Here is a 26,103-nt window from a genome sequence, read left to right as displayed (position 1 = left end):
TCCTCGATTTTTTTGTTCTTCACGTCATGCAGGCCGACGGTCAATGCCCGCCGACGGCGATCCGCTGTTTGGTCAGAACCGTCGGTGTCATGAGTTGCATCACCGCCTCCTCATTCAGCGCTGCGCCCTTGAGTTCACCGGTCACCTGTCCTTCGCAAAAGGTGTAAATGCGGTCACTGATACCGATCACTTCGGGCAACTCGGATGAAATGACAATGACGGCAATGCCCTTGAGCGCCATCTCGGCCAACAGGCGGTGCACGTCCGCTTTCGCGCTGATATCGATGCCACGGGTAGGTTCATCCACGATCAGCACTCTGGGCTGCACCGCCATCCAGCGCGACAGCAGCAGTTTTTGCTGGTTGCCCCCGGACAACAGCTTGATGGGCTGGTGCTGGCTGGCGAGTTTGACGCGCAACGCCTTGATGTAGCGCTCGGCCAACAGCGCTTCTTGTTTCTCGTTGACGATGCCCAACCGGGACAGGTCCTTGAGCACACACACCGACAGGTTTTTCGCGCAAGACAGCTCCGGAAAGATGCCTTGCTGTTTACGGTCTTCGGGCACCAGCGCGATGCCGTGCTTCATTGCGTCGCCCGGGGAGCGGATCGACACCTCTTCTCCTGCCACGAAGATCTGTCCGGTCACATTCGGGTTGGCGCCAAACACCGCCCGGGCGACGTCGGTGCGGCCGGCGCCGACCAGCCCGGCAAACCCGACGATCTCCCCGGCTCTAACGTGCAGATTGATATTCTGCAACCGGATTGACGCCGTACGCGCCACGCCTTGACTGCACAAGCCGCGCACCTCGAAGACGACGGGACCGGTCACGGCCGACTTTTCTCTGGAAAACAGCGAAGACTTTTCACGCCCCACCATGCGCTTGATAAGGGTGTCTTCATCGGTCTCGCACACATTGCCGTCTTCGATAAACCCGCCATCACGCAGGATGGTGTAGCGATCACACACCTCGAACACCTCATTCAAGCGGTGCGTCACGATGATCACCGAAATGCCCGCCGCCTTCAGGTCGCGGATGATCGTGTGCAGGCGCTGGATTTCACGGATGCTCAGCGCCGCCGTAGGCTCATCCATGATGATCAGGCGAGCACTCATGGACAACGCGCGACCGATCTCCACCAGTTGCTGCTCGCCCACGGTCAACTGCGACACCAACCGGTCGGGGTCGATGGCCAGCCCCAACCGTTCGATCACCTCACACGCACCTTTGCGCATGGCGCCATAGTCAACCAGCCCTCTGCGCTTGGGCTCTCGGCCACTGTAAATATTCTCGGCCACCGTCAGCATCGGGAAGAGCGTGAACTCCTGGTAAATGGTGGCGATGCCGGCGCGCTGCGCCTCGATCGGTGAAGCGAACACATGCTCCGCGCCATCGAGCAGGATCGTGCCCGCATCGGCCCGCTGCGCGCCCGCGAGGATCTTGAGCAGGGTCGATTTTCCAGCGCCGTTTTCTCCCAACAACGCATGCACTTCTGCGTTGCCCACCGTGAGCCTGACACCGCCGAGCGCCTTGACGCCTGGAAACTGCTTCTCGATATTCTCAAGACGTAACATATCGGCCTCCGTAGCGTTGAGACAGGTCAGGGTTGTTTGACGACAGCCGGCGCGGAACCATCGATCACACCCGGTGCGATCAGGTTCACGGCTTTTTCAGGGCGGGTACCGTCCTTCAGGAAGTCCGCCATCATCTTCACCGCCAACACCGACTGCTGGTCCGGCCATTGGTCGATGGTGGCGGCAAAACCACCGCCCCGGGTGCCCAGCTTGACCGCATCCAGGGTGGCGGGCGCAGCGTCGAAGGTGATGTGCGGCGTGATCATGCGCACACCGTATTTTTCCAGGGCCTCCTGCACGCCGAAGCCCATCGCGTCGGACGCGGACACGATCACATCCGGATAGTCCTTTTTATCCAGGCCGGCGTAGATTGCGTCGGTGACGTTGTAGGCTTCGTCACGCAACCAGTTACCGGTCTGCTCGGCCACGAAACGGTACTTTTTGTCGGCATCGAGCACCTCATGCAAGCCCTTGTTGCGGTCGATCGCAGCACTGGCCCCCGGGCGCCCACGCAGGTTGAGGATGCGCGCGCCGTCGGGGAAATGCCGGGCAATCCAGCGGCCCTGCTCACGCCCCCCTTCGACGTTGTCCGCCCCCACATGCCCGATCAGGCCATGGACACCGGATACACTGCGGTCGATGGTGACCACCGGAATGCCGGCATCGATGGCCCGCTGGATCGCCGGCCCCAGGGCTTTCACGTCGATCGGGCTGATGATGATGCCCTTGACGCCAATCGAGATCGCGCGGTCGATATGCGACGACTGCGTATTGGAGTCGCCCTCGCCGTCAGCCTCGACAATCTCCATGCCTTGCTCCTGACCGGCTTTTTTCAGGGCCTTTTGCATGTAGACGAAAAACGGCTCCTTGAACGATGGCAAGGTCGTCATCACCTTGGTGTCGGCGCAAGCGGCTGATGCCGCCACCCACGTCATGCCCGCCAGCACGATGCCTGCGAATAGATTTTTCATGGCTCTCACCCCTCGGATTTTTTGTTGTAGAGGCGATGACTCAGGTCATCGCACAGAGTCGGGTGACGCACGCGCGTCATGTTTCTTGCCTGCTGCCGCGACGTTCCCTACACGTCGCCCACACAGACGGTTTTGCTGTAGAGAAAGGCGTCCAGCCCCTCTTTGCCGCCTTCCCTGCCCAAGCCAGACTCCTTGACCCCGCCGAACGGCGCTTCGGCAGTCGTCATCAGCCCCGTATTGACCCCGACCAGCCCGCACTCCAGCGCTTCGGCCACACGCCACACGCGGGAAACATCCCTGGAATAGAAGTAGGCCGCCAGCCCTTCCTTGCCCGCGTTGGCCAACGCAATCGCCTGCCGCTCGCCATCGAAACGCAACACGGGCGCGACCGGCCCGAAGATTTCTTCGCGGCAGACCCGCGCGTCGTGGGGAACGTCGACCAGAATCACCGGCTCGACAAAATGGCCGTCCAACTCAACCGGATTGTCTGTACCGAGCACCGCTGCGCCGCGCTGACAGGCATCGTCCACCAGGGCGCGTACCGTGTTCACCGCTCGCTCGTCGATCAGCGGGCCGATGCTGACGCCGTCATCCAGGCCATTGCCGACCTTGAGGGCGGCCACCGCCTGGGCGAACCGCGCGACGAACTGATCGTAGAGGGGCGCTTCGACCAGAATGCGGTTGGCACACACACAGGTCTGGCCGGCGTTGCGGAACTTGGCCTGCACCGCGCCCGCCACCGCCGCGTCCACATCGGCATCGGCAAACACGATAAATGGCGCGTTGCCGCCCAATTCCAGCGACAGGTGTTTCATGGTTTTGGCGCAGCGCTCATACAACCGCTTTCCAACGGCCGTGGACCCGGTAAAGGTGATTTTCGCCACCTCGGGGCTGTCGACGAGGGCGTTGCCGATCTCGGCCGCCGGCCCCGTCACGATATTCACCACACCGTCCGGCACGCCGGCTTGCTCCGCCAGCCACACCAGCGCAAGCGCGGTCAGAGGTGTTTGCGAGGCGGGCTTGATCACCACCGTACAGCCGGCAGCGAGTGCCGGTGCCACCTTGCGGCCAATCATGCCGGCGGGGAAATTCCACGGCGTGATAACGCCCACCACACCCACCGGTTGGCGCATCACCACCAGCCGCTTGTCGGTCTGATGCGGCGGAATGAGCGTGCCGTAGGCGCGACGCCCCTCAGCGGCGAACCACTCGAAAAACGAGGCCGTAAAGGCGATTTCGCCCTTGGCTTCGTGCAAGGGTTTGCCTTGCTCGAACGTCAGGATCAACGCCAGGTCATCGAGATTTTCCAGCATCAGCCGGTGCCAATTCATCAGGATGTCGGCGCGGTGTTTGGCCGTGGTCGCCTGCCACGCCTGGAACGCCGTCAATGCCGCGCCGATGGCGACGTCTGCCATCGTTGCATCCAGCGAGGGCACCGTTGCGATACATTCTCCGGTCGCGGGGTTGTGCACCGGCAGTGCGTTTTCATCCGCCGGACCGACCCAGCGACTCCCCACTTTGCAGCGTTCCACCAACAGGGCGGGGTTCTTGAGCCGCGCACGCAAGTCCAGTGGGACGCTCATTCCTTTGCCCCCTCAACCCCATAGCGCGAGGGTTTCACCACCGCGCCCGATGCCGCGGAATCGTAGGCCGACATCACCAGCGCAAAGGTCTTCAGGTTGTCTTCACCGGTGGTCTCGAACGCCCCGCCAGCCCGCAAGCCGTCGACAAAATGCTGGACGGTGTTGACCACGGCATCCTGCTCACAGTGCCACGGCCTGACCGCCCACGGCCGCATCGCCGGTTCCAGGTCGAACCTGTGCAACTCGCCACCCCAGGTCGCCTCGACCTTGTAGTCCTGCAACAGTTTGATGCTGCCTTCGGTTCCTTCCAGGTGAAGCAGTGTCTGCGGAATCGGGTCGGGAAGCTGGCAGCTGCCGTAGGTGCACTCGACCACGCACACCGCGCCGCTGGAGTGACGCACCAGGGCCGTCGCCTGATCCTCGCCCTTGACGAACGACTTCACCGTCTGGGTCTGGCAATACAGGCTTTCCACTTCGCCGAAGTAGAAGCGCGCCAGGTCAAACACATGCACCCCAAGGTCCAACAGCGCCAGACGATCGACCTGGGCCAGGTAGGGTTGATTCGCGTAGATGTCGTACCCGGTGCGGAACGCGATACGCCCCCAGGTCAGCGTGCCGATCCGGCCTTCTTTCAACCATTCGGCGATTTGACGGTTGGGCGCCTGGAACCGGAAGTTTTCATGCACCATCAGCGGCACATCGGCCCGCTTGCAGGCCTGCACCAGGGCCACCGCGTCGTCCCAGGAGGGTGCGATCGGCTTTTGCACTTTCACCGCGATACCAAAGCGGGCCGCAAGCTCGACCAGCTCGCGATGGGTTTCCATGGTGGTGCAGATATCGACAAAATCCAGGTCCAGTTCAGCGAACATCGTCGCCGCATCCTGGTAGGTCACATCGATACCGAACTTGCGGCAGGTCTGTGTCGCCCGTTTTGTGTCCCGGTCACAGATGGCGATGATTTTCGCGCCGTCAACGACCGCCCACGCCTCCAGGTGATTCTGTGCAAAATACCCCGCCCCGATGATCGCCCCGCGCAACGTTTTAACTGTTTCCACGCTCTACTTCCTCCGCTTTCATGACCGTCGATGCTTCAAGAAAAAATCACACCCTTGCGAATCAGCAGGCAGCCGTAGCCACGCCCCTCGCTGGTCGACACCACCGCATAGGCGCGCTTGGCCTCATCGTCGAAAGGCCCCCACGGCACCGCCGTGAACGCGACTGCGCGATCGTTCGCCTGGTTGAACGCCTCCAGCATCAACTGCTGCACCGCCGGGAGGTTGTCCGGTTCGTTGCGCACGCCCATTCGGCGGATCGGAAATTCGGGCACTTCGTCAATCGGCATCACCGAGGCAATGGCGGCCGCCACTTCCGGGGCGGACGCATGGATACGAATCGCGCTGCCATGCACGGTATGGGCAGCCACCGAGGCCGCCGGAAAATTTCGGTCGACGATGGCGATGTCGTCGCCATGTCCCATCGACCGCAACACAAAGAGCAATTCCGGACTGAGGAGAGGATCGATTCGTTTAAGCATTGTCAGACTCCACTGAATAGAAGGCATGTCACGCCTGCTCGGGCGCGGCGAGCCGCGGTTCGGGCTCCACGCGCGCCGGACGGCCGCGCACCCGGATCAAGGTCATCAACATCGCCAGCCCGGCCAGCACGGCCAGGGCATACAAGCCACTGGCAAAACTGTCCGAACCGTGTTTGAAACTGCCCACGATGTAGGGGCCCGCAAAACCGCCGAGGTTGCCGATGGCATTGATGAAGGCAATGCCCCCTGCCATCGCAGTGCCGCTCAGGTACATGGGAGGGATCGCCCAGAACGGGCCTTTGCAGCCCAGAATGCCGATGGCCGCCACACACAGCGCGACGATCGACCAGGACGACGCCACCAGATAACCGGCGAGTGCCAGGCCGGCGCAGGCCAGCAACATCGACAGGGCGAGAAAACCTCTGCGCTCGGCGAAGCGGTCAGACAATTGGCCGATGACGATCATGCCGATACAGCCGGCGATGTAAGGGATCGAGGTGATCAAGCCCACCTGCCAGGTTTCGAAGCCTTGGTTCTTGATGATTTGCGGAAGGAAAAAAGACAGGCCGAGGTTGGCACTGATGGCGCAAAAGTAAATGCCCGCCAGCACCAGCAGCGCCGGGTTCAAAAACGCCTGGCGCAAGCTGTGCACACTTTCATGCCGTGCGCCCTCGCCGTCCTTCGCCAGTTCGCGGGTGAGCCAGGCTTGCTCCTGCGGTGCCAACCAACGCGCCTGCTCCGGTCGATCGGTCAGCAAACGCAGCACGAAAACAGCGCCGATGACCGCGGGTAATCCCTCCAGTACGAACAGCCATTGCCAACCTTTGAAACCCAACGCGCCATCCAGCTGTAAAAGCGTGGTCGACAGCGGCGCACCGACGGCAATGGCCAGCGGTATGGCGAGACTGAACGTCGCGATGATGCGTGCGCGGTACCGCGCCGGGAACCAGAGGGTCAGATAGAGCACCACGCCCGGGAAAAAGCCGGCCCCGGCCACCCCCAGCAGAAAGCGAATGATCAGGAAGCTGGTTTGCCCCTGGACCAGGGCCATCGCACAGGAAAGCACGCCCCAGGTAAACAGGATGCGCGCGATCCAGCGCCGCGCGCCGAAGCGCATCAGAAACAGGTTGCTGGGCACTTCGAACAGGCAATAACCGACGAAAAAAATACCGGCCCCCAGCCCGTACGCATAGGCCGAAAGACCAATGTCCGCGTTCATCGTCAGGGCGGCAAACCCTACGTTGATACGGTCGATATAAGAAATGATGTAAAGCACCATCAGCAGCGGGATCAGGCGCCAGAAAATCTTGCGCATCACCCTCTCTTCATTGGGCTGTTGCATACAGACTCCGAGACTCGATTATGTTTATTGTGTTCGGCTCTTGTAGCGGTACTGCAAAGGCAGCGCCCTGCGTCGGGCAGGCAGCCGACGCAGGTTCGCTTCGATGGGTCAGGACACCGTTGACCAGCGTCCGAACCGCGTGACTTCCTTCTCCTCGAAACCGAAGCCCAGCCCGGGGGTCTGGTGCAGCACCACGCGGCCCTTTTCGTGTTCCAGCTGACGGTCCACCAGCCGGCGGAAGTTCAGCACCTGGTCATCCCAGAAAAACTCCACGTAACGCGCGTTAGGCGTGGCCGCCACCAGCGGTGCGTGGATGTCATGGAACCAGTGCGGGCACACCTGGATGCCGTAGCCTGCCGCCAGCGCAGCGATACGCTTGAACTCGGTGATACCGCCACACACTGCCGCATCGGTTTGCAGGATGGCGGCGCCGCCCATGTCCAGCAGTTGCTTGTGGTACCAGCGGCCATAGCCGATCTCAGCGGTGGCCACGGGAATGCGCGTCAGCCTGGCCAGACGGGCGTGGCTTTCGATGTCGTCCGGGCTGAACGGTTCTTCGATGAAGTACGGGTTGTACTGTTCAAATCGGCTGAGGTACTGCATGGCCTGCACCGTATCGACCCAGCCGTTGTTGCAGTCCAGCATCAGTTCCACGTCATCGCCGATGGCCTCGCGTGCGGCTTTCACGCGGGCTTCTTCACCGGCGGGCGACAAACGTCCGGTTTTCATTTTGACGGCGTTGAAACCCAGCTCCACGAAACCGGCCATTTCCTCGCCGAGCATCCCGGCGGTCTTGCCTTCGACGTAATAGCCGCCGCTGGCGTACGCAGCCACCGTGTCGGTTTCTACCGCGCCGAGGAATTTGTGCAGCGGCAGGCCGGCGTGCTTGGCGTTCATATCCCACAAGGCGATATCCAGCGCACTCAAGGCACGCATGACGGTACCCATGCGCCCTTGCAGCAAGGCTTCCTGGTACATGTCTTTCCACAAGCCCTCGACGGCGAGTGAGTCCTTGCCGATCAGAATCGGGCCGAGCAATTGCTCCACGGCCACGCGGAACAGCTCACCGGCCGCACTGCCGACATAGCAGAAACCAATGCCTTCAATGCCGTCCGCACTGCGCACCTTGACCAGGCCGTAATGGCGGTTGGTCACGGTACGACTGGAGAACGAGGTGACTTTATCCAGGGGTCCGCTGGCAGCACAGACTTCGATGGATTTGATAATGGGCACAGCATGTCTCCTTCGAGCAGCTTTTGTTGTTGGTGTGGACACTGTGCGCCGCTTCTGATATCTGAAAAAGCGGGGTTTAACATCGTCATAAAACGTAAAAAGCGTGGTTTATGGACACTCACTTCCTGCAAAGCTTTGTCACGGTGGTCGAAGCCGGGTCGATTGCCGAAGCCGCTCGCCGGCTGGATCTGGCACCTACCACCGTGACGCAACAAATACGCGCACTGGAGCAAGAGTTCGGCGTGAGGCTGTTACAGCGTTCGGGTCGCACCGTAAAACCGACCACGGTGGGTACGCGCATCCTTGAACGTTCGCGGGATCTGCTCAGGGACGTGCGCGACTTGTATTCCGCCGCGTCCGACACCCGACTGCCCGCCGGTCCCCTGCGCCTGGGCGCCACGCCGACAGCCCTGATGGGGTTGCTGCCGCACTGCCTGCGCGACTGGAACCAGGCGCATCCGGATGTCGCCATCTATATCGAACCCGGCACCTCGGCCTTGCTGCTGGAGAGAATCACCCGTGGCGAACTGGATGCCGCCATTCTGGTACCCCCCTCGTTCGACTTGCCCAAGAGCTGCGCCTGGCAGCCCATGCGCGAGGAGCCCTTGATCCTGCTCACACCGGCCACCATGCCGGTCGACGATGTGTTGGCAGTCGCGGCCAGTCAGCCGTTCATTCGCTACGACCGCCATGTGGTGGCAGGCCGAATGGCCCATGACTACCTGAACGCCAAGGGCGTCAGCCCGAAAGTCCAGTTCGAACTCGACGGCATCGAGCACATTGCCCAACTGGTAGCTGAAGGCTTTGGGGTATCGGTGCTGCCGGATTGGCCCGTGATCGGCGGGCAGGACCCGCGCCTGCGCCGCTGGCCGCTGCCACCACCTTGCCCCTCAAGGCAGGTCGGCATGGTATGGATGCGCGGCGCGGCACGTTCCGCCCTGGCCGAAGAGTTCGTCAGCGTTGCTTGCCATCAGCGCTCGACGCCGCCGTAGCACTGAGCAAGTCATGGAAATGCAGGCCATCCAACCCGCTACGCAGCAATTCGCGCTGGATATCCGCGCCATTGACGGGCAGTAGCGTGCGTCGGGCGATGGTCCAGCGTTGGTCTTGTCGCTCCAGTTCCCAGCGGTTCACCACGGCACGGTGAATGCGGTAGCCGGTGGAAACGCCGTGATTGGGCAATTCGCGCGCAGGGCCTTGGTCATCGAGGTGCACGATCATCAGGTAGGAGGTCACGATGGCACTGTCCCCGCGCAGGTCGATCAGCGGCAGCCCGGCAAAGTGCGCCAACCCGCCGCGAATGGCGGCTTCATGCTCGGGCCTCAGGATAAAGGCGGCGATGTCCTTCGCCCCCTGTGCGCCGTCCAGCGTCGGACCGCGGTCAAACACGCCGTCTGGCTGGTAGACCGACCGGGTGTAGTCCGCGTGCCCCGTATCGGCACTGGGCGGATGGGACGCGATGAGTTCATAAATGGCGAGCTTGTCTTCAACGATGCGCAGGCGCGCTTCCAGGTCCGATGATGCGGTTGGCTGCATGGGGTTCTCCTCGGTTCGCTCAAGCAAAAAACCTATCATCGCCCATCGCCTTGAAAAAACCTACCAGTTGGTAGACAGTGAGTGCCGCTACCGCAGACTTCGACAGGACCGTGGTCATGAACAGTATTTCTGCCTGCACGCCGTGGCTTCATGCAACGGGCGCCGATTGCATCCCGCGCAAGCTCACTCCCTCTTCGGACTTCGCGGCACTGTTGAGGACCCAGCTTCCCGCGCAACCGTCGATGCCCCAGGCAGCCATCGTTGAACAGATGATTACCCGGGCGGCGCCTATCGAGGGCTCTGGCCGCTGCGCGAGCGGCTATATCTATGGGGTTCCGTTCGAATGCGCATCGACTGCCTCGGTCACGGTCTTGTCCCCGGCGGCCATCACGCTCACCTGGGTCGCCATCGACATCGAGCGCGCGCCCCTGCAGACATCCCGAAACGAGACCGCACGCCGGCGTGTGCGCCAGCGTCAACGTGTGGAAGGCTTCACGCCTGAGGAGGGGTAAGCAGCCTGTGCAACAGTGGCTGGGTGATCGCCCCGAACATGGATGCGTCGCCATAGGCCCGGGCAGACAGCATGGCGCCGTGGACAGTGGCCATGAATATCTCGGCTTCGGCACGCGCATCGCTCGCGAGCGTGAATTGCCCTTGCCGGGCCCCGCGCTCCAGCACAGACGTGATCCAGGCCGACAACGTGCGGAAATGCGCCCTCACCTCCAGCGCGATCTCCTGAGGCAGCACCGGGATCTGGGTCGCGAGCAAGGCGCACACACAGTAGCCTTTCGTCACGTCCCCGACACAGGCCAGCCAGTAACCGATGTAATTGCGCAATTGGTCGGCGGGATCGGGAAAATGCCGCTCCATTGCCGCGATCCCGGCCTCGGCCTCCTTGCGGTAACGCTCCACCAGAATGCGAACCAGGTCGGCCTTGGTGGGGAAATGATGATGGATGCTGGCTTTGCGAATCCCCACGCACTCGGAGATATCCGCATAACTGAAACCGTTGTATCCACCCGAGATGATGAGTGAACGCGTGCAATCAAGAATGTCGTTGAAGGTACTGGAGGATTTTTTCATCGCAAAAATCTATCTGCCGGCAGGTATGGCGTCAAGCGAAGTGCCATCGCCCTGCCGGCTGATCGCAACGGGCTTCAGATCCCGCTGAACCAGTTGTAGCCCTGATCCTCCCAGTAGCCTCCCGGATTATCGTTGCCGATATAAATCTCGACGACATGCTTGGGGTTCTTGAACCCCAGCTTGGTCGGCACCCGCACCCGCAACGGGTAGCCATACTCCGGCGGCAGGGCGACTTCACCGAAATCCAGCGCCAATAAGGTCTGGGGATGCAACGCGGTGGGCATGTCCAGGCTGGAGTAGTAACGATCGGCGCATTTGAAACCGACGAATTTGGCGGTGGTATCGGCGCCGATATGCTCCAGAAACGTCTTCAAGGGCACCCCGCCCCACTGCCCGATGGCGCTCCAGCCCTCCACGCAGATCAGCCGCGTGATGTCGGTGCGCTGCGGCAGCTTGCGCAAACCGTCGAGGGTCCAGGGCGCCTTGTCACGTACCAGGCCGGACACGGCCAGCGCGTAGTCCGACACGTCGAGGTCCGGAATATCGTCCTGCCCGTAAAATGCGTTGAACGGAAAAGGCATGGTCATTTGCGCCTTGGTATAGGTCGGGGCCAGTTTCTGCCCGCTGAACAGCCAGGCCTGGACCCGGTCGTTCCAGCGCGACATGGCCCACAGCACCTTGTCCACCTGGTCGCCGTCTTGCAGGTTGCACCCGCTCAACATGGCCATCGCTCCGACAGTCAGCCCGCCGCGCAGAAAATGCCGGCGCTGGATGCTCTCCAGTTGCAGCCGCTGGGCAGGCTCGAGCTGGATCCTGCGTTTCCTGGGTTCAATCATGAAGGTGTTTCCCGTCAGAAAGCGGCCGTGTGCCGCCGGTGATCATCGGCAACAGGGTCTTCGGCACCAGCAATACCAACGCCAGATGCACCACGACAAACGCCCCGATGGCCGCCATCGCCGCAAAGTGCACATAACGCGCAATGTCATAACCGCCCAGCAGCGCGACCAGTGCCTGCAACTGAATGGGCTTCCAGATCGCCACCCCGGAGACCACCACCAACGCGCCCGCCGCCAGCACCAACCCGTACATCAGGCGTTGCACAGCGTTGTAGACGCCCTTCTCGTGCGTCAGCCGAAAATGCACGGCGTCATTCAAGTCACGCTTGAGCGCCGGGAGGGTAATGGGCAGAAAGTCCCGCCGGAAATGCCGGCTGAACAGGCCGTACAGGCCATAAAGGCTGGCGTTGATGACCAGCAACCACATGAACGCAAAGTGCCAGGCCAGCGAACCGCCCAGCCAGCCGCCGACGGTCAATGCCGCCGGAAACCGGAAGGCAAACAACGGCGAAGCGTTGTAAATCGCCCAGCCGCTCATGAACATGCAGACCATGCAAACAGCGTTGAGCCAATGCGTGAGACGCACAGGCCAGGCATGGATCGGAGTCTTTTTCATCTCGCGCCCCCTCGCGCCAGAACCGCTGCAACCAGACCCTGCGGGCCTGGTTGCCGCCGCAAAGTCGCGTTACATCGGTGGCTGGAAGCCGTCTTTACCCACCGCAACACCACGGGCGCTGCCGTCCTGCGCCGGGAACACCACGATTTTTGCGCCTTTGACCAACTCATCGGCTTTGCCGGGCTCGACATAGGCAATCGGCACGTCATCCGGCACCACCAGTTGCTTCTCGCCCCCCTTGTAGTTGACGGTCAGCGTACGGCCATTGGCGTTGGACAGCTTGCCCACCGTGCCATTGGTCATGGTGCCGGTGCTGCCGTCCGCGTTCTGCCAGCCGTAATGCCCTTCGCCGCTGCCCTTGAGGCTGGACTCGAACACCGTGACTTCCAGGGCTTTAAGGGTGCCGTCGGACTGCGGGACCGCCGCCGAGCCGACAAAACTGTCAGCCTTGATCGACTCGACGGCCGCCTTGGACACCCGTACGACACCGGTCTTGTCGGTCAACGCGATGCTTTGGTGCGCGCCGTTGCGGGTGGTGAAGTTCAGCGTATGGTTATCGACACTTTCAACCACCCCGCGCAGCGGCTTGATCACGGGCATATCGGCGGCAGTCGCAAGCACCGCAGCGCCGGCAATCAGTACGCCCAGGGTGGTGGACAGAGCAGTCTTCAACTTCATGTGAACTATTCCTCACGGGTTTGGGTGCCCACATCCTCCAACCCCGACCGGGCCTCCACGATGACCCCCCGATGACATTTTTGTCATCGGGCCGCCCATCCGGCGAATGACAGAAATGTAACCGACACACCGTCCACGGCCCGTTACACTGCACACCCGGCGGCTTGCGCGGAATCGAGGCCGGGCAGTTGGAACCAGACAGTGAACCCCGAGCGGCCCTGAATGCATATTTTGCTCATCGAAGACGACACCAAAACCGGCGAGTACCTGAAAAAGGGCCTTGGCGAGTCCGGCTATAACGTCGATTGGGCGCAACACGGCGCCGACGGCCTGCACATGGCACTGGAAACCGCCTATGACCTGATCGTGCTGGACGTCATGCTGCCCGGCATCGATGGTTTCCAGATCATCGAATTGTTGCGCGCACGCCAGGACGTGCCGGTGCTGTTTCTCACCGCCCGTGACCAATTGCCCGACCGTATTCGCGGCCTGGAACTGGGCGCTGACGACTATCTGGTCAAGCCATTTTCCTTCACCGAACTGCTGCTGCGCATTCGCACCATTCTGCGTCGCGGGGTGGTGCGCGAACCCGATCACTTTCACCTGGCCGACCTGGAACTGGACCTGGTGCGTCGGCGCGTTACGCGCCAGCAACACGTGATCGTGCTGACCAACAAGGAGTTCGCCTTGCTGCATCTGTTCGTACGCCGCGAAGGCGATGTGTTGTCCCGTGCGCAGATCGCTTCGGAAGTCTGGGACATGAACTTCGACAGCGACACCAACGTGGTCGACGTGGCGGTCAAGCGCCTGCGCAGCAAAGTCGACCTGCCCTACCCGGTCAAACTGATCCATACGGTGCGCGGCATCGGTTATGTATGCGAGGCAAGGTCATGCGGCCCCGACGCCCCCCGTCCCTGACCCTGCGCTCGACGCTGGCCTTCTCGCTGGTGGCGATGCTCGCCGTGGCGGGCGCCGGGTTTTATCTGTACGCGTCGATGAAAGCCTCGGTGCTGATGAACACCGACCACGCCGTGATGGGGCGCCTGGACCATTTTCGCAAACTGCTGCACTACGAGCTGGCACTGGACAAGCTGCGCGACAGCCCGCAGATCTTCAAGAACATGCTCGACAGCGAAGACGACATTTTCATCATTGGCGAACCCGGCCAACCGCCCGTGATCCTGGTCAACCCACTGAATGCGGTATTGCCTGACCTGCCGGTGATAAACGCCGATGCGCCACTCAGCAGCCACGATTTGCGCAGCGGCGTCACCGCGTCCGGCGTGCCCCTGCGCGCCGCGACCGTACAAACCACCTCCGGCGGTCGCGAAGTGCGCCTCACCGCCGCCCACATCATGGTCAAGGAAATGGCCATGCTGGAAAACTTCCGCCAGCGGATCTACCTGGCGGTGAGCCTGGCATTCGTGGTCACCGCGCTGCTCGGCTACATCCTGTTGCGGCGTGGCCTGCGCCCGTTGCGCAACCTGGCGGCGCATGCGGCAAACATCACGCCCAAGCGGCTCGACAGCCGCATGGACAGCGCAGATACCCCAGTGGAGCTGCAACAACTGAGCGAGGCCTATAACGCCATGCTCGACCGGCTCGCCAACGGCTATCAACGCCTGACGCAGTTTTCCGCCGACCTGGCGCATGAAATCCGCACGCCGGTGGGCTCACTGATGGGGCATTGCCAGGTCGCGCTGCGCCAGTCGCGGACCCAGGACGAATATCAGGCACTGCTGGCCTCGAACCTCGAAGAGCTGGAGCGCATTTCGCGAATCGTCGAAAGCATTCTGTTCCTCGCCCGTGCCGACGAGACGCAATCGGTGCTTCAGCGCCAGCCGTTGTCCATGGGCGATGAGTTGCAGCGCGTCGCCGGATACTTCGAAGGCCTTGCCGAAGAACGCCAGATGCACCTGCGCATCCATGGCGATAGCCGTGTCAGCGCCGACCCGGTTTTGCTGCGCCGCGCGCTGAGCAACCTGGTGGCGAATGCCATTCGCTATGCCCATGAAGGCAGCGAGATCCTCATGCAAACGCAGACAGTGAGCGGTGGGTGCAGGATCGACGTGCAGAACCAAGGGCCCGGGCTGAGCGAAGCGACCCTGCACAAACTGTTCGACCGGTTTTACCGCGGTGACGCTTCCCGTCATCAGCAGTCCGACTCCCACGGCCTGGGCCTGGCGATTGTTGCGGCGATCATGCAACTGCACGGCGGTGAAGCCAGCGTGGACCAGCCGGCGGTGGGCACCATTCGGTTTTCGCTGTTCTTCCCCGCCGGTTGAGCGAACGCTTCAACACGGCGTTTCCGGTGGCCGCGCGCCCCCGGGAATACTCGTTACCGGTGCGGCTGTGTCGGGGTTGCCGAGAAATGCCGGGCGACCCACTGCTCGCACAACGTCCACAGCGCCGGCGCGCCTTTCTGGATGACCGGGCCATAGCGAGCCACCACCTGTTCGAGGGAAACATCGCTCTCGGTCCAGGTCCCGCCCTCGGTGAATACATTGATCAGCAACGGCTGAAAGCGGTCAAGCGCCTTGGCGAACGCCGCATCGTCTGTCTGCCCCTGCTCGAACTCCTGCCATAACCCGATGAACCCATCGCCTTGGGGCGACGGCAGCTGACCAAACAAGCGTTGCGCCGCTTCGGCTTCCAGGGCCTGCTGTACCTGAGCCGAAGCGCCGCCATGAATGGGGAAGTCGCCCACGTCGATCTCGACGATGTCATGCAACAACAGCATGCGGATGACGCGATTCACATCCACGGTTCCATTGGCATATTCACTCAGGATCAGGGCGTACATCGCCAGGTGCCACGAGTGCTCGGCGGAGTTTTCCTTGCGGCTTTTGTCGAGCAGTGGCGACTGCCGGACAACACTCTTCAAGCGGTCGATTTCCCGCAGAAAGCCCAGTTGTTTTTCCAGTGCTGTCAATTGCGTGATCTCCTGTCAGGCATGTGTTTTTCCAACCATGCCATGACTCGCGCGGTGAAGTCGAAGATCGCCGGCATCGCGCGGATGCCATGGCCTTCCTGCGGGTAAGTCAGCAACACACTCTCCACTTCGGTACTGCCCTGCAACGCGCGGTGAAACTCCAGGGCCTGGCTCGCGGGCGTGATCTTGTCGAGTGCGCCACACACATTCAGCGTCGGGGTCTTGACCCGCTCAGCGTAGTGGATCGGGCTGCGCGTAAAGTACTGGCCCAACGGGTCACCCAGCTTGTCGCTGAGGAACAACTCGCAGAAGGTCGGCACGTTGCAGGTCAGGTGCTGGCTGACCCAGTGGGTCACCGGCGCAATCGGCACGGCGGCGGCGAACCGCTGATCCTGGGTAATCAGCCAGGAGGCAATATAGCCTCCGTAGCTGGTGCCCATGACCGCAATCCGTGTGGGGTCGATCACCCTCCGAGCCTCCAGCGCATCCAGGCCTGACAGATAGTCATAGGTGTCGCGCCCTCCCATGTCGCCGAACACCAGCCGGGCAAACGCCTGGCCGCGTCCGCTCGACCCGCGCGGGTTGGGCAGGAACAGCGCATAGCCTTCGGCAAGCGCGACGTATTGCAGCGCAGCACGCCCCAGGTATTGCGGACGAACGTGCCACACCGGCCCGCCATGCACATGCAGGATCAGCGGGTGCGGGCCCGGGCCAGCGGGGGTGATGAGCCAGCCATGGAGTGTCAGCCCGTCGGGGGCCGTCCACACGAAGTCGCGCGCCGTTGCGCCAAGCCCATGGATGCGGGCATCCAGCTCGGCGCTGCCGAAGCGGCGGATGACACGCTCTGTGCACCCTTCAAATGCGACCAGTTGGGGCGCGTCCGAGAAGGACTCCACCAGACACAGAAAATCCTCGGCACGGCCACCCAGCGGCGCGATCTCCGGAAAGATCAAGCCGCTCGGCTGGCGCTCGCTGTCACGCCACAACTCGCGGGCCACGCCAGTCTGCCGCTCGAACAGGCCGGCGACATAATCAGGTCCTTGCGCCGCGCCGAAGAGCAGCGTGTGTTCGTCACGCCAGAGCACCTGCGTGACATCGGCCCCCAGCGTCGCCGCCTGGGTCACTTCGCCGCTCGCGACGTCGATCAAGCGCAGGTCCCCTGCGACCAGGTTGCGATCCGAGCAGACCGCTTCGATCACCGCAACGGTGCTCCCCGACGGCGTGGCGACCACGCCATTGAGCTGGTCACGGGGCTTGAACAGGGTTCGGGACTGGCCATCTTCGATCGCGATCATGCGCACATCAGCCGTGTACCACCACGTCTCCTCCGGCTGGTCCGAACAGATCGCGACCATGTGGTCGGGCCCCGCCCAGCTCGCCTGCCAGACATTCACGCCGGGCAAGCTGATCCGCCGCACATGCCCCGTCGCCACCTCACAGAGCCACGCACTGCGCCAGGGTGTTGCCTCCGGCGCACCTTCGACCGTGGGCGTCCAGCCTGCTTGCGCGTCACGGTCCAGGCTGACCGCGAAGGCGCCCTGCGCGCCCGCAAGATCGGAGCCAAAACCTGCAATGCAGACCAGCAGCGTTTTACCATCCGCCGACCAGGCCAGCGACTCGACAAAGCCGTCGAGCGGCGGGCCGGCACGGTCGGTTCGACTGTCCAGGTCAAAGAAGCGCAGGCGGTTCACATACGCCTGCTCGCGGTCTGACAGGTACGCAATCGAACCCCCATCCGGCGACCATTGCGGGCTGCTGTCCGAGCGCGGACCGCTGGTGATGACCTCGAGCGCACCCGAGTCGAGGTCGACCAGCGCGATCCGCGTCGACGGATGCCCCTGGAGCGCCTCGCACACCATCGCCGTGGCGACCGCCGTGGCGCCGTCCGGGCTGACACTCAATTGGCTCAAACTGGAAGCTTCGCCACTCCCCGGGCGCAACCACGCCCGGGTCAGTTGCTCGGCTTCAATGAACGACCGATGGCCGCGAAAATCGTTCTGCATAATCTGTCCCGAAACACGAGGTTCAATGGCGCTTCAGCGGGCGCTCTTCCTGGCCGGCGTTCAGGCCACGCGGTTGAAAATCCTGACCATCGCGCCCAAACGCTGCATCTTGCCGCTGGCATCCGGGTTGACGAACGCCAGTGGAAACGGATGCGCCACGCCGTTCATGCTCATCTGGAAAAGATGCTCGCCCGCGAGCTTCAGTTGAAAGACCGGCGCATTGGCATTGTCGGTCTCATACAGGTCTTGCCGAGCGACCATTCTGGCGAACAATTCGCGGCCCTCACGGTAGATTTCAAACCGGAACAGCTGGTTCTCGAAATGTCCCTCATAGGGCGTCGTGTCCACCGCCTCCTCAATCGGCACCAAGGGTTCGCTGGTCGAGCCCCAACTGGCCAGAATCGGGTCGATGAGCGTCGCGTCGAACGCGCCGTACTTCGAACAGTTGGTCAGCAGCGCAAAGGCCTTGCCGCTCGCCGGGTGCGCGTACAGCACGGAGTTGACGCCCGGACCGCCACCACCGTGAAACAGCACGCCGCCGGACAAGATCATCCAGCCCAGGCCGATGCGCCAGGTGTGGGGCGAAATGAATCCGGTGGTTTCCTGCGTCATCAGCGACGCGCTGGCGTCGGACAAAATGCGCACGCCGTTGACGCCCACGCCGCCATTGATCATCGCGCGGGCGAAGGTCACCAGGTCCGCGGCGGTCATCATCACCGTGGCGCCCGCCGGGGCAAAGCTCAGGGGCAGGAATGGCTTTGTACTTTGTACGAGCTTGCCGGCCTCATCGACCTGATCGCCGACGCTGACGCGAAACCTGGGCAGTTCAGTGATGTCCGCCAGCGAATGCTTAAGGCCCAGGGGCTCGAAAATGCGCGACTTGATCAGGCTGTACCAGCCCTCGCCCCGCAGCTTCTGGGCGATATAGCCCGCGATGACCGTGCCGATGTTCGAATAGGCGGTGGCCTCGCCCGGCGGGTGCAGTTGCAGTTTGGAGGCACAATCCTCGATCGCATTGACGATGCACTGTTCATCGAAATCCCGGTACGCCGGGCAGTCATAGTCGATGCCGTTGGTGTGGTTGATCAGCATCCGGCAGGTGATATCGGGCAGCGCCTGCGCATCGCCCAGGCGCAACTCGGGCAGATGTCGGGCGACAGGATCGTCGAGGCCGATCAGACCGTCATCGACCAACTGCATGAACAATGCAGCGTTCAGCACTTTGGTGATCGAACCGATGTGCATCAGTGTGTCGAGCGTCACCGGGTCGCCGGTCACGCTATTACGCAGACCGCCGACGCACTGGTGCATCTGATTGCCGTCCCAAAAAGCGAAAGAGGCGCCGGTTACCTCGCGGCTGTCGGTGAGGTCCGTGATGGCGCGGGCGAAATCCAGGGTCATGTCAGTGTCCTTTTCCAGGTTAATTATTGTTGTGGGTACCCAAGCGGGCCGGCGCGAGCATCTGCGCTTGCAGCCCGATGTCGATGAGGTCTTGGGGCAGTTCGCCGTCGACGCATAACGCCGCGGTCAAGCGCCCCAGCGCCGCTGCGGTCTGGATGCCATAGCCACCCTGCCCGACCAGCCAGAAGAAGCCCTTGGCAACCGGGTCGAAACCCGCTACCGGCGTACGGTCCGGGCTGAACACGCGCAAACCGGCCCAACTGTTCGATACACGGCGCACCTGGGCACCGGTCGCTTGCTCGAAACGGTCCACGGCAATGGCCACGTCCAATTCCTCCGGTTGTGCATCGCAAGGCGGCGAGTCGGTTTCGTCGGCCGGCGAAATCAGCAACAGCCCGGCGTCCGGCTTGAAGTAGAACTGCTCGTCGATCGCAATCGCCGCCGGCCAGCGCGCGGCATCCAGACCGGCGGGCACATCGACGAGCGCTGCCGTGCGGCGCTTGGGTTGCAAGCCAAGCGGTGCAACACCGGCACTGCGTGCCACCTCGTCGCCCCAGGCACCCGCGGCATTGACCACCACGGGCGCGCGGAAACTGCCGCTGTGGGTATTCACGCGCCAGCGCCCGTCGACATAGACCAGCTTCTCAATACGCGAGGCCGTCAGAATCTCCGCGCCCTGGGCACGGGCCTGGCGCAGGAAACCTTGATGCAGCGCGTCGACGTCGATATCCGCCGAGCCCGTTTCCAGCACGGCGCCGCCCAGGTAGCCCTCACGGAACGCCGGCACGAGTTCATGCACTTGCGAGGGCGACAGCACCTGCGTCCTGGCTGCCACATCGGGGTCCTGACGGAACTGTTCGAGAAGGTCCAACTGATCGGGCGTGCCGAAGAACAGCACATCCCGTGGCGTCACCAAGGGCCCTGCGGCAAACCCGGCCGGAGGCTCGAACAGAAAATCGCGGCTGGCGCGGGTCAGGCGACGCACGACGGCGTTGCCATAAATTTCGGAGAAGAGTGCCGCAGAGCGACCGGTGGAGTGATAGCCGGGATGGTCTTCGGTCTCGAACAGCAGCACCGAGCCATGCGCCGCCAGGTGCGCCGCTGCCGACGCCCCGGCGATGCCGGCGCCGATCACCACAAAATCAACATCCCTGACTTGACTCATCACTGCCACCTCCAGAAGATTGGGAAAGGTGGACTATACGAAATAATTTTGCATATTTGGAAATTAATTTTCCAAAGTGGCGATTACTTCGTTCGTGGTGCGCGCCGTGGCTTCGCTCTCTCCACAGACGTGCCGATGGCCCCACCGCTCTTCTCCGAAATCGACACAAACGTCTCGATCATCGGCTCCACGCTCCCGCGCGGCGCGGCCGCCGCAACGATACGGCAAGGTGCGTCACTGGCCTTGAGATAGGCATGCCCCATCTCGCTGTCGAAGTACAGCGAATCCCCTGCATACAGGCGCACGGGCGCATAAAGATCGGTGCAGAACTCCACTTCGCCCTCGATGATGTAGACGAACTCCTCGCCGGGGTGGCGAATCAGATCGCCGAACTCCGCCAGAAATTCCTCCATGGTCCGGGCATGCACCTCGACGACCATCGGCGTCATTTTCTTGTGCAGCAACTCCGTGGCCAGGTAGGTCTGGCTGTAGCTGCGGGTGTCCACCTGCATGCCTTCGCCGGCACGCGACAGGACGCGGCGGCCAATGCTCACCGGCGCCGGTGCGGGAGCCTGGGCCGGGCTGCCGAGCAACTCGGTCATGTCCACGCCCAGGCCGCGACTGATGGCCGCGAGCTTGTCGAACGACAAGGACAGGTGCCCCGCCTCCAGCTTCGACAAGGTGGAAGCAGCCAGTCCGGTCCTGGCGCTCAGCTCGGCCAGCGTCATGTCCGCACTGCGGCGCAGCGCTCGGATCGTGGCACCGGGGTTATTGTTACGGGTATCGGGGGTGGGATCGGTCATTTTCATGGCGTGCACTGTAGCAGGCAGGTTCCATTCCCCCAAGTAAAAAGCCACACCAATTATCACCATATGGAAATTTATATTCCAAAACGGAAATATTGTTGCTAGCATCCATCGCACTACCCAGCATATGTTGCTGCTCAAGAGGACTGTCATGAACGTTGCAGACGCCCAGACCATCCCAGCCAACACGGGCATCGCCGCACTGGATGCGCTTTTCCAGCCATTCAACCGCGGTGATGCGCCAGGTCTGGTCGTTGGCGTCGCGCAGCATGGCAAGACGCTCTACCGCCGAGGCTTCGGCTTGGCCAGCGTGGAACAGGGCGTCGCAAATACGCCGGGGACGCGCCTGCGCATCGGCTCCACCAGCAAGCAATTCACCTGTCTGGCCGTGCTGCTGCTCGCCGAGGACGGGAAGCTCGACCCCGATGCCGGCGTGCGCCGCTACCTCCCCGAATTGCCTGCCCTGGCAGCCGAACCCAGCCTGCGCCAATTGATGGCGCATACCGGCGGCTATCGTTGCCACCTGGACCTGGGCTTCATCGCCAGCGGCATGGCGATACAACCCATCGGAACCGCGCTGGCAACCCTGCGACGCCAGACAGCGGCCAACTTCGCGCCGGGTGAATCCAGCCTGTATTGCAATGGCGGCTATCACTTGCTCTCACAGGTGATCACGCGAACCAGCGGCATGCCCTTCGAGCAGTTCTTGCAGGAACGCATCTTTGTGCCGCTGGGCCTGCTGGACACCGCCTCGGTGCCGAGCGACCTGCAGATCCATTCCGGCATGGCGACACTGCACCTGCCCCGACCCGACGGCGGCTGGGCGCGTGGCATTTTCCCCAGCGAAGAAATCCTCGGCGAAGGCGCAATCATCTCGACCGTGGATGACATGCTGAAATGGCTGGCGCATCTGCGTCACCCGCACACCGTCGGCAACGCGACGACCTGGGCGCAGATGACCACGCTTTCACGGCTGAACGACGGCAGCGCCTTCCCCTACGCCCTCGGGCTGATGCGCCACGACTACCGTGGCGTCGAGGTGGTCCACCATGCCGGCGGCGTGATCGGTGGCGCCGCGCAGATGCTGAGCGTGCCGGGTCATGCGCTGGATGTGATCATCATGACCAATGGCGCACTGGCCAATCCCATCGAGCTGGCCAACCAGATCGTCGATGTCCTGCTCGGCGATGCCCTCGGAGCACACGCCCGGAAGGCTGCGACAGCACGCTTCCCCACGCTGCCAGGAACTCTCTACCAATCAAGACACAGCGGTCACGTGATCGGTTTCGCGGACGTTGGCGGCATGCTGGGCCTGAGCTTTCTGAATACGCCGGCAATCCCCCTGACAGACACCGGCGATACGCTGAGCATCGGTTTTCAGGCGCTCGCCGCCGGCCCGCTGATCGTGCCGATCGCGCAATTGGAAGGCCTGGACGAAGCACCCGAATCACTGCAGTTCAGCGAGGCCGGCCACGTCTCGGCATTTGAACGTCTCCCGTTCGAGGTGCCTGCGCTGGCGCACGTTGGCGCAGCGCTGATCGGCCCGTATCACTGCACCGACCTGGACGCGAACGCCGACATCCGCTTCGACGGCGAGACCCTGAACCTGGTCGTTCACGGTGCGCTGGGCGATTCGGTATTGCACCTGGAGGCCTTCGGTACGGACGTCTTCGGCCTGGTGTCGTCGATCCCGGCATTGTCCCTGCGCGGCGTGCTCAACGTTGAACGCAACGACGACCGCGTCACCGGGTTCGTCATCGATACACTGCGTACCCGCCACCTGTCATTCGAACGGAGAGACTGAGGATGAACACCCGCGCCCCCACACCACCTTCGCGGCTCTCGTCGATGCTGGTCTGGGACAACCACGCCTGCATGCCCCTCACACCCCACGACGTCAGTTTCCTGGACCAGCTCGAATGGCATCGCCGCGCCGGCACCGACGTCGTGATGCTCAACGTCGGCTTTGGTGATGACGCCATCGAGGCCCATCTGCGCATGCTTGCCACGTTTCGCGCCTGGCTGGCGGCGCGTCCGACGCACTACCGGCTGATCCACTCGGTGGCCGATATCCACGCGGCCCGGGCAGCCGGGCAACTGGCGGTGGGTTTCGACATCGAAGGAGCCAATGCGATCGGCGACCAGCTCAGCCTGATCGAGCTGTACAGCGACCTGGGTGTGCGTTGGATGCTGTTGGCCTACAACCAGAACAACCGGGCCGGCGGCGGTTGCCAGGACGATGACCCCGGCTTGAGCGCGTTCGGTCGTGCAATGCTGGAAGAAATGGCGCGTGTCGGCATGCTCGGCTGCTGCTCGCACACCGGCTACCGCACGGCTCGCGAGGCCATCGATGCCTCGCCTGCGCCGCTGATCTTTTCCCATTCGAACCCGCGCGCACTGCACGCGCACCCGCGCAATATTCCTGACGAACTGATTCGCGCATGCGCCGCGCGCGGCGGCGTCATCGGTATCAACGGCATCGGCCTGTTCCTTGGCGACAACGACGCGTCCCCCGCCAATGTGGCGCGGCACGTACTGTACGTGGCCGGGTTGGTCGGGCCCGAACACGTCGGCCTCGGATTGGACTTCATGCACGACAGCGAGGAGATCGATGCTTACCTCGCGGCGAACCCGGACAAATTCCCGCCCCACCTCGGCTACGGGGCCGGCATGAAGATGATGGCGCCGGACGAGCTACCCGCGCTGGCCGATGAGCTGAGCAGAGCCGGCATGGCCGACGCCGAACTGGCCGCCGTGTTCGGCGGCAACTGGCTGCGACTGGCCGAGCAGGTCTGGCGCAACTAGCCCTCCACACGTATCACCCGCACCCAGGCCGCCCGCCCTCAAGGGACGGGCGAGCCCTGCCGCGGGCGCAGTAAAGATTCGTTGCTCCTTTATTCACCGAGAGAACCGCTATGACTTACCTTCAACGCTTCGATGTTGGCCCACGTATTTCCCAGGTTGCTGTGCACAACGGCGTCGCCTACCTGGCCGGCCAGATTCCCTCCGACATGAGTGCCGATGTACGTGGCCAGACAACCCAGGTGTTGCAGGCCATCGACACCCTGCTGGCCCGCGCGGGCACGGACAAGACCCAGGTGCTGAGGGCCGAGATCTTCCTGGCCGACATCACCGACTTCGCAGAGATGAACGCCGCCTGGGACGAATGGGTATCAGCCGGCCATGCACCGCCACGGGCCACGGTAGAGGCGCGGCTGGCAATGCCGGAGATCAAGGTAGAAATCGTCGTGACCGCTGCGGTCCCAGGCGAAGCGCAATAACACGATCAACGCACTTGCCCACTTTCCACTTCAAACAAAAATAAAGGAAATCAGATGAACGACCTCATCGCGCATTCATCCTTCGTCTCACAGCAACAACCTGACGCGCTCAAGGGCGGGTTCACGCCGGGCTCGCGCACCCTTCTGGCGTCCCTGACAGCGCTGTTGCTGCTCGGGCAGACCGTTCGCGCTGAGGAGGTGGCAGCCCCGGCGGCGCCCAACTGTGCGAAATACGATCAATACAACTACCGGGGGTCCGAGTCGCCCTTCCCGTCCAACTGCGAATCGATTGCCCCGGAACTGGGCGGGTTTCGCGAAACCCTGTTCAACTCGGGGTGGAACGCGCAGCTCATCCTGACCACGGGCCTGACCTACGACCTCAAAAGCCACGACCGCGAAACCCAGGTGTACAGCGGCCAACGGCCCTCGTCCACCTCGACCGGCAGCCTGCTGATCAACCACGACCTGGGACGGTACGGGCTTCCCGCAGGGTCGCTGTTCACCCTGGGGGGATCGTTCGCCTACAGCAGCTTTCGTGGCGACGGGTTGCGCGAGGGATTCATCAGCCAATTGTCCGCGCGCGTGCCTTTCTACGATGATCGGGTGATCGTGCAGGTTGGTTATTTCAGCCTGGCGGGCCAGTTCTACGGCACGCTGTTGGGCAATAACATCGCCGCCTCGACGCTGGGCCCAAGCAGCGGACTTCTGGCGCAAACCGGTGCCCAGGGCTTCAAGCCCTCTCCGGCGCTGGACATTCGCCTCTACTCCGAAGACAAGCGTTTTTACAATCACATTGGCGTGGCCCGCAGCATCAGCCCTGCCGGCCTGTTTCCCGACGCCGACGACAATCGGTCCGGCCTGCGCTTCAATACCAAAGATGCCCGGGCGGTGGTGATCGACGAAGTCGGGTACCGCGTCGAGGCCGGGCCCGACCAGAAGAAAATCTGGCTGCGCGGCGGCGTCGTGTACAACAACTCGCAATACGCCCGACTGGACGAGCCGGGCGAGAAAACCACCAACCACGGCGCCTACATCGTGGGCGACCTGCAATTGACCCAACCCAGCTCATCGCTGCCGTACAAAGGCTGGTATGTGAACGCCTATATCAACGAAGGCCGGGACAACGTCAATTATCTGCCCGGGGCGTTCGGCGGTTCGCTGTATAACCTGGGGCCGTTTGAGTCCCGGCCCTACGACTTGTTTGCCATTGGCGCGTCAAAAAACGAATATAGCCGCTACGCACGACGCAACGCCGGGGACGCAGGCCTGGATTATGCGGATGCCTCGACGAACATTTCGGTGTCCTATGCCTACCGGGTGAGCCGCGGGATCTATCTGCAAACCGCTTTGATCCACACCGACAACCCGACGTTCGCGCCACGCAGGGACAGTTCCGTGAATGCCTACACGACGTTGGTACTGGTGTTCTGATGCACGTCGCGTGCGCTAGCCTCGATGGGTAGCGCACACGCCACGGTGGGTCCCATGAATGATTGAGTCAGCGCTGCACCCCGAACGCTTCGCCATGAG

The 26,103-nt window shown here is 62.6% G+C and carries 25 protein-coding genes; 8 read left to right on the top strand and 17 right to left on the bottom strand.

Annotation, left to right across the window (positions count from 1 at the left end):
- Positions 1 to 40: 40 nt before the first annotated feature.
- The 7 genes from ACW9IB_RS05895 to ACW9IB_RS05865 form a co-directional block, all read right to left on the bottom strand.
- Positions 41 to 1,573, bottom strand: a complete 1,533-nt coding sequence (locus ACW9IB_RS05895) for a sugar ABC transporter ATP-binding protein (RefSeq protein WP_457412733.1) — start codon at positions 1,571 to 1,573, stop codon at positions 41 to 43.
- Between the two features lie 26 nt (positions 1,574 to 1,599).
- A complete protein-coding gene (locus ACW9IB_RS05890; protein ID WP_457412731.1) occupies positions 1,600 to 2,544 on the bottom strand; it encodes a substrate-binding domain-containing protein in 945 nt (314 codons plus the stop codon).
- Between the two features lie 107 nt (positions 2,545 to 2,651).
- Positions 2,652 to 4,127 carry an NAD-dependent succinate-semialdehyde dehydrogenase gene (locus tag ACW9IB_RS05885; RefSeq protein ID WP_457412729.1) on the bottom strand — a complete coding sequence of 492 codons (1,476 nt, stop codon included), beginning with the start codon at positions 4,125 to 4,127 and terminating at the stop codon, positions 2,652 to 2,654.
- Entirely contained in the window at positions 4,124 to 5,182 is a 1,059-nt protein-coding gene (locus ACW9IB_RS05880) for a Gfo/Idh/MocA family protein (protein WP_457412728.1), read from the bottom strand. Before ACW9IB_RS05880 ends, ACW9IB_RS05885 begins: the two co-directional genes overlap by 4 nt.
- A gap of 35 nt (positions 5,183 to 5,217) precedes the next feature.
- A complete protein-coding gene (locus ACW9IB_RS05875; protein ID WP_457412726.1) occupies positions 5,218 to 5,661 on the bottom strand; it encodes an RbsD/FucU family protein in 444 nt (147 codons plus the stop codon).
- A 28-nt stretch (positions 5,662 to 5,689) separates the two neighbouring features.
- Positions 5,690 to 7,003: an MFS transporter gene (locus tag ACW9IB_RS05870; protein ID WP_457412725.1), complete on the bottom strand. Its 1,314-nt coding sequence runs from the start codon at positions 7,001 to 7,003 to the stop codon at positions 5,690 to 5,692.
- Between the two features lie 108 nt (positions 7,004 to 7,111).
- Positions 7,112 to 8,236 (bottom strand): mandelate racemase/muconate lactonizing enzyme family protein, encoded by a 1,125-nt coding sequence (locus ACW9IB_RS05865; RefSeq protein WP_457412724.1) that lies wholly within the window; start codon positions 8,234 to 8,236, stop codon positions 7,112 to 7,114.
- 110 nt (positions 8,237 to 8,346) lie between these two features.
- Here ACW9IB_RS05865 and ACW9IB_RS05860 point away from each other — a divergent pair, with 110 nt between their 5' ends.
- Positions 8,347 to 9,228 carry a LysR family transcriptional regulator gene (locus ACW9IB_RS05860; protein ID WP_457412722.1) on the top strand — a complete coding sequence of 294 codons (882 nt, stop codon included), beginning with the start codon at positions 8,347 to 8,349 and terminating at the stop codon, positions 9,226 to 9,228.
- Here ACW9IB_RS05860 and ACW9IB_RS05855 read toward each other — a convergent pair.
- Positions 9,191 to 9,772, bottom strand: coding sequence for a nuclear transport factor 2 family protein (locus ACW9IB_RS05855; RefSeq protein ID WP_457412721.1), 582 nt, complete (start codon positions 9,770 to 9,772; stop codon positions 9,191 to 9,193). The genes ACW9IB_RS05860 and ACW9IB_RS05855 overlap by 38 nt on opposite strands.
- Positions 9,773 to 9,888: 116 nt before the next feature.
- On the opposite strand from ACW9IB_RS05855, the gene ACW9IB_RS05850 reads away from it, so the two are divergent.
- Positions 9,889 to 10,284 (top strand): hypothetical protein, encoded by a 396-nt coding sequence (locus ACW9IB_RS05850; protein WP_457412720.1) that lies wholly within the window; start codon positions 9,889 to 9,891, stop codon positions 10,282 to 10,284.
- On the opposite strand, the gene ACW9IB_RS05845 is transcribed toward ACW9IB_RS05850, so the two are convergent.
- The 4 genes from ACW9IB_RS05845 to ACW9IB_RS05830 form a co-directional block, all read right to left on the bottom strand.
- A complete protein-coding gene (locus ACW9IB_RS05845; protein WP_457412718.1) occupies positions 10,265 to 10,855 on the bottom strand; it encodes a TetR/AcrR family transcriptional regulator in 591 nt (196 codons plus the stop codon). The genes ACW9IB_RS05850 and ACW9IB_RS05845 overlap by 20 nt on opposite strands.
- A gap of 74 nt (positions 10,856 to 10,929) precedes the next feature.
- Positions 10,930 to 11,691 carry a molybdopterin-dependent oxidoreductase gene (locus tag ACW9IB_RS05840; protein WP_457412717.1) on the bottom strand — a complete coding sequence of 254 codons (762 nt, stop codon included), beginning with the start codon at positions 11,689 to 11,691 and terminating at the stop codon, positions 10,930 to 10,932.
- On the bottom strand, positions 11,684 to 12,307 hold the full coding sequence (locus tag ACW9IB_RS05835) for a cytochrome b/b6 domain-containing protein (RefSeq protein WP_457365628.1): 624 nt from the start codon (positions 12,305 to 12,307) through the stop codon (positions 11,684 to 11,686). The genes ACW9IB_RS05840 and ACW9IB_RS05835 overlap by 8 nt, the downstream gene beginning before the upstream one ends.
- Positions 12,308 to 12,376: 69 nt before the next feature.
- Entirely contained in the window at positions 12,377 to 12,979 is a 603-nt protein-coding gene (locus ACW9IB_RS05830; protein ID WP_457412774.1) for a hypothetical protein, read from the bottom strand.
- Between the two features lie 228 nt (positions 12,980 to 13,207).
- On the opposite strand from ACW9IB_RS05830, the gene ACW9IB_RS05825 reads away from it, so the two are divergent.
- Together ACW9IB_RS05825 and ACW9IB_RS05820 are read left to right on the top strand one after the other, a co-directional pair.
- Positions 13,208 to 13,903, top strand: a complete 696-nt coding sequence (locus ACW9IB_RS05825) for a heavy metal response regulator transcription factor (RefSeq protein ID WP_457365627.1) — start codon at positions 13,208 to 13,210, stop codon at positions 13,901 to 13,903.
- On the top strand, positions 13,876 to 15,270 hold the full coding sequence (locus ACW9IB_RS05820) for a heavy metal sensor histidine kinase (RefSeq protein ID WP_457412716.1): 1,395 nt from the start codon (positions 13,876 to 13,878) through the stop codon (positions 15,268 to 15,270). Before ACW9IB_RS05825 ends, ACW9IB_RS05820 begins: the two co-directional genes overlap by 28 nt.
- Before the next feature lie 53 nt (positions 15,271 to 15,323).
- Here ACW9IB_RS05820 and ACW9IB_RS05815 read toward each other — a convergent pair whose 3' ends face one another.
- The 5 genes from ACW9IB_RS05815 to ACW9IB_RS05795 form a co-directional block, all read right to left on the bottom strand.
- Positions 15,324 to 15,917, bottom strand: coding sequence for an HD domain-containing protein (locus tag ACW9IB_RS05815; protein ID WP_457412715.1), 594 nt, complete (start codon positions 15,915 to 15,917; stop codon positions 15,324 to 15,326).
- A complete protein-coding gene (locus ACW9IB_RS05810; protein WP_457412713.1) occupies positions 15,914 to 17,920 on the bottom strand; it encodes a S9 family peptidase in 2,007 nt (668 codons plus the stop codon). The genes ACW9IB_RS05815 and ACW9IB_RS05810 overlap by 4 nt, the downstream gene beginning before the upstream one ends.
- A gap of 60 nt (positions 17,921 to 17,980) precedes the next feature.
- Positions 17,981 to 19,321 carry a serine hydrolase domain-containing protein gene (locus tag ACW9IB_RS05805; RefSeq protein WP_457412712.1) on the bottom strand — a complete coding sequence of 447 codons (1,341 nt, stop codon included), beginning with the start codon at positions 19,319 to 19,321 and terminating at the stop codon, positions 17,981 to 17,983.
- 19 nt (positions 19,322 to 19,340) lie between these two features.
- Entirely contained in the window at positions 19,341 to 20,486 is a 1,146-nt protein-coding gene (locus tag ACW9IB_RS05800) for an NAD(P)/FAD-dependent oxidoreductase (protein ID WP_457365622.1), read from the bottom strand.
- An 83-nt stretch (positions 20,487 to 20,569) separates the two neighbouring features.
- Positions 20,570 to 21,343, bottom strand: coding sequence for a helix-turn-helix domain-containing protein (locus ACW9IB_RS05795; RefSeq protein ID WP_457412711.1), 774 nt, complete (start codon positions 21,341 to 21,343; stop codon positions 20,570 to 20,572).
- Between the two features lie 100 nt (positions 21,344 to 21,443).
- On the opposite strand from ACW9IB_RS05795, the gene ACW9IB_RS05790 reads away from it, so the two are divergent.
- From ACW9IB_RS05790 to ACW9IB_RS05775, 4 genes are all read left to right on the top strand, one after another.
- Positions 21,444 to 23,096 carry a serine hydrolase domain-containing protein gene (locus ACW9IB_RS05790; RefSeq protein WP_457412710.1) on the top strand — a complete coding sequence of 551 codons (1,653 nt, stop codon included), beginning with the start codon at positions 21,444 to 21,446 and terminating at the stop codon, positions 23,094 to 23,096.
- 2 nt (positions 23,097 to 23,098) lie between these two features.
- The gene (locus ACW9IB_RS05785) at positions 23,099 to 24,097 is read left to right on the top strand and encodes a dipeptidase (RefSeq protein WP_457365619.1); all 999 of its coding nucleotides are present in this window, start codon (positions 23,099 to 23,101) and stop codon (positions 24,095 to 24,097) included.
- Between the two features lie 110 nt (positions 24,098 to 24,207).
- Entirely contained in the window at positions 24,208 to 24,573 is a 366-nt protein-coding gene (locus ACW9IB_RS05780; RefSeq protein ID WP_457365618.1) for a RidA family protein, read from the top strand.
- Between the two features lie 54 nt (positions 24,574 to 24,627).
- On the top strand, positions 24,628 to 26,004 hold the full coding sequence (locus tag ACW9IB_RS05775; RefSeq protein ID WP_457365617.1) for a carbohydrate porin: 1,377 nt from the start codon (positions 24,628 to 24,630) through the stop codon (positions 26,002 to 26,004).
- The last annotated feature ends 99 nt before the right edge of the window (positions 26,005 to 26,103 follow it).

It is taken from the genome of Pseudomonas sp. SDO524_S393 (genome assembly GCF_054071875.1).
This window is presented reverse-complemented; position numbering and strand designations above follow the sequence as displayed.

Excerpts from the sequence above, each read along its gene's own strand:
- ACW9IB_RS05895 (WP_457412733.1), bottom strand. The coding sequence starts at position 1,573 with ATGTTACGTCTTGAGAATATCGAGAAGCAGTTTCCAGGCGTCAAGGCG.
- ACW9IB_RS05890 (WP_457412731.1), bottom strand. The coding sequence starts at position 2,544 with ATGAAAAATCTATTCGCAGGCATCGTGCTGGCGGGCATGACGTGGGTG.
- ACW9IB_RS05885 (WP_457412729.1), bottom strand. The coding sequence starts at position 4,127 with ATGAGCGTCCCACTGGACTTGCGTGCGCGGCTCAAGAACCCCGCCCTG.
- ACW9IB_RS05875 (WP_457412726.1), bottom strand. The coding sequence starts at position 5,661 with ATGCTTAAACGAATCGATCCTCTCCTCAGTCCGGAATTGCTCTTTGTG.
- ACW9IB_RS05870 (WP_457412725.1), bottom strand. The coding sequence starts at position 7,003 with ATGCAACAGCCCAATGAAGAGAGGGTGATGCGCAAGATTTTCTGGCGC.
- ACW9IB_RS05860 (WP_457412722.1), top strand. The coding sequence starts at position 8,347 with ATGGACACTCACTTCCTGCAAAGCTTTGTCACGGTGGTCGAAGCCGGG.
- ACW9IB_RS05855 (WP_457412721.1), bottom strand. The coding sequence starts at position 9,772 with ATGCAGCCAACCGCATCATCGGACCTGGAAGCGCGCCTGCGCATCGTT.
- ACW9IB_RS05850 (WP_457412720.1), top strand. The coding sequence starts at position 9,889 with ATGAACAGTATTTCTGCCTGCACGCCGTGGCTTCATGCAACGGGCGCC.
- ACW9IB_RS05845 (WP_457412718.1), bottom strand. The coding sequence starts at position 10,855 with ATGAAAAAATCCTCCAGTACCTTCAACGACATTCTTGATTGCACGCGT.
- ACW9IB_RS05840 (WP_457412717.1), bottom strand. The coding sequence starts at position 11,691 with ATGATTGAACCCAGGAAACGCAGGATCCAGCTCGAGCCTGCCCAGCGG.
- ACW9IB_RS05835 (WP_457365628.1), bottom strand. The coding sequence starts at position 12,307 with ATGAAAAAGACTCCGATCCATGCCTGGCCTGTGCGTCTCACGCATTGG.
- ACW9IB_RS05825 (WP_457365627.1), top strand. The coding sequence starts at position 13,208 with ATGCATATTTTGCTCATCGAAGACGACACCAAAACCGGCGAGTACCTG.
- ACW9IB_RS05820 (WP_457412716.1), top strand. The coding sequence starts at position 13,876 with ATGCGGCCCCGACGCCCCCCGTCCCTGACCCTGCGCTCGACGCTGGCC.
- ACW9IB_RS05810 (WP_457412713.1), bottom strand. The coding sequence starts at position 17,920 with ATGCAGAACGATTTTCGCGGCCATCGGTCGTTCATTGAAGCCGAGCAA.
- ACW9IB_RS05805 (WP_457412712.1), bottom strand. The coding sequence starts at position 19,321 with ATGACCCTGGATTTCGCCCGCGCCATCACGGACCTCACCGACAGCCGC.
- ACW9IB_RS05800 (WP_457365622.1), bottom strand. The coding sequence starts at position 20,486 with ATGAGTCAAGTCAGGGATGTTGATTTTGTGGTGATCGGCGCCGGCATC.
- ACW9IB_RS05790 (WP_457412710.1), top strand. The coding sequence starts at position 21,444 with ATGAACGTTGCAGACGCCCAGACCATCCCAGCCAACACGGGCATCGCC.
- ACW9IB_RS05785 (WP_457365619.1), top strand. The coding sequence starts at position 23,099 with ATGAACACCCGCGCCCCCACACCACCTTCGCGGCTCTCGTCGATGCTG.
- ACW9IB_RS05780 (WP_457365618.1), top strand. The coding sequence starts at position 24,208 with ATGACTTACCTTCAACGCTTCGATGTTGGCCCACGTATTTCCCAGGTT.
- ACW9IB_RS05775 (WP_457365617.1), top strand. The coding sequence starts at position 24,628 with ATGAACGACCTCATCGCGCATTCATCCTTCGTCTCACAGCAACAACCT.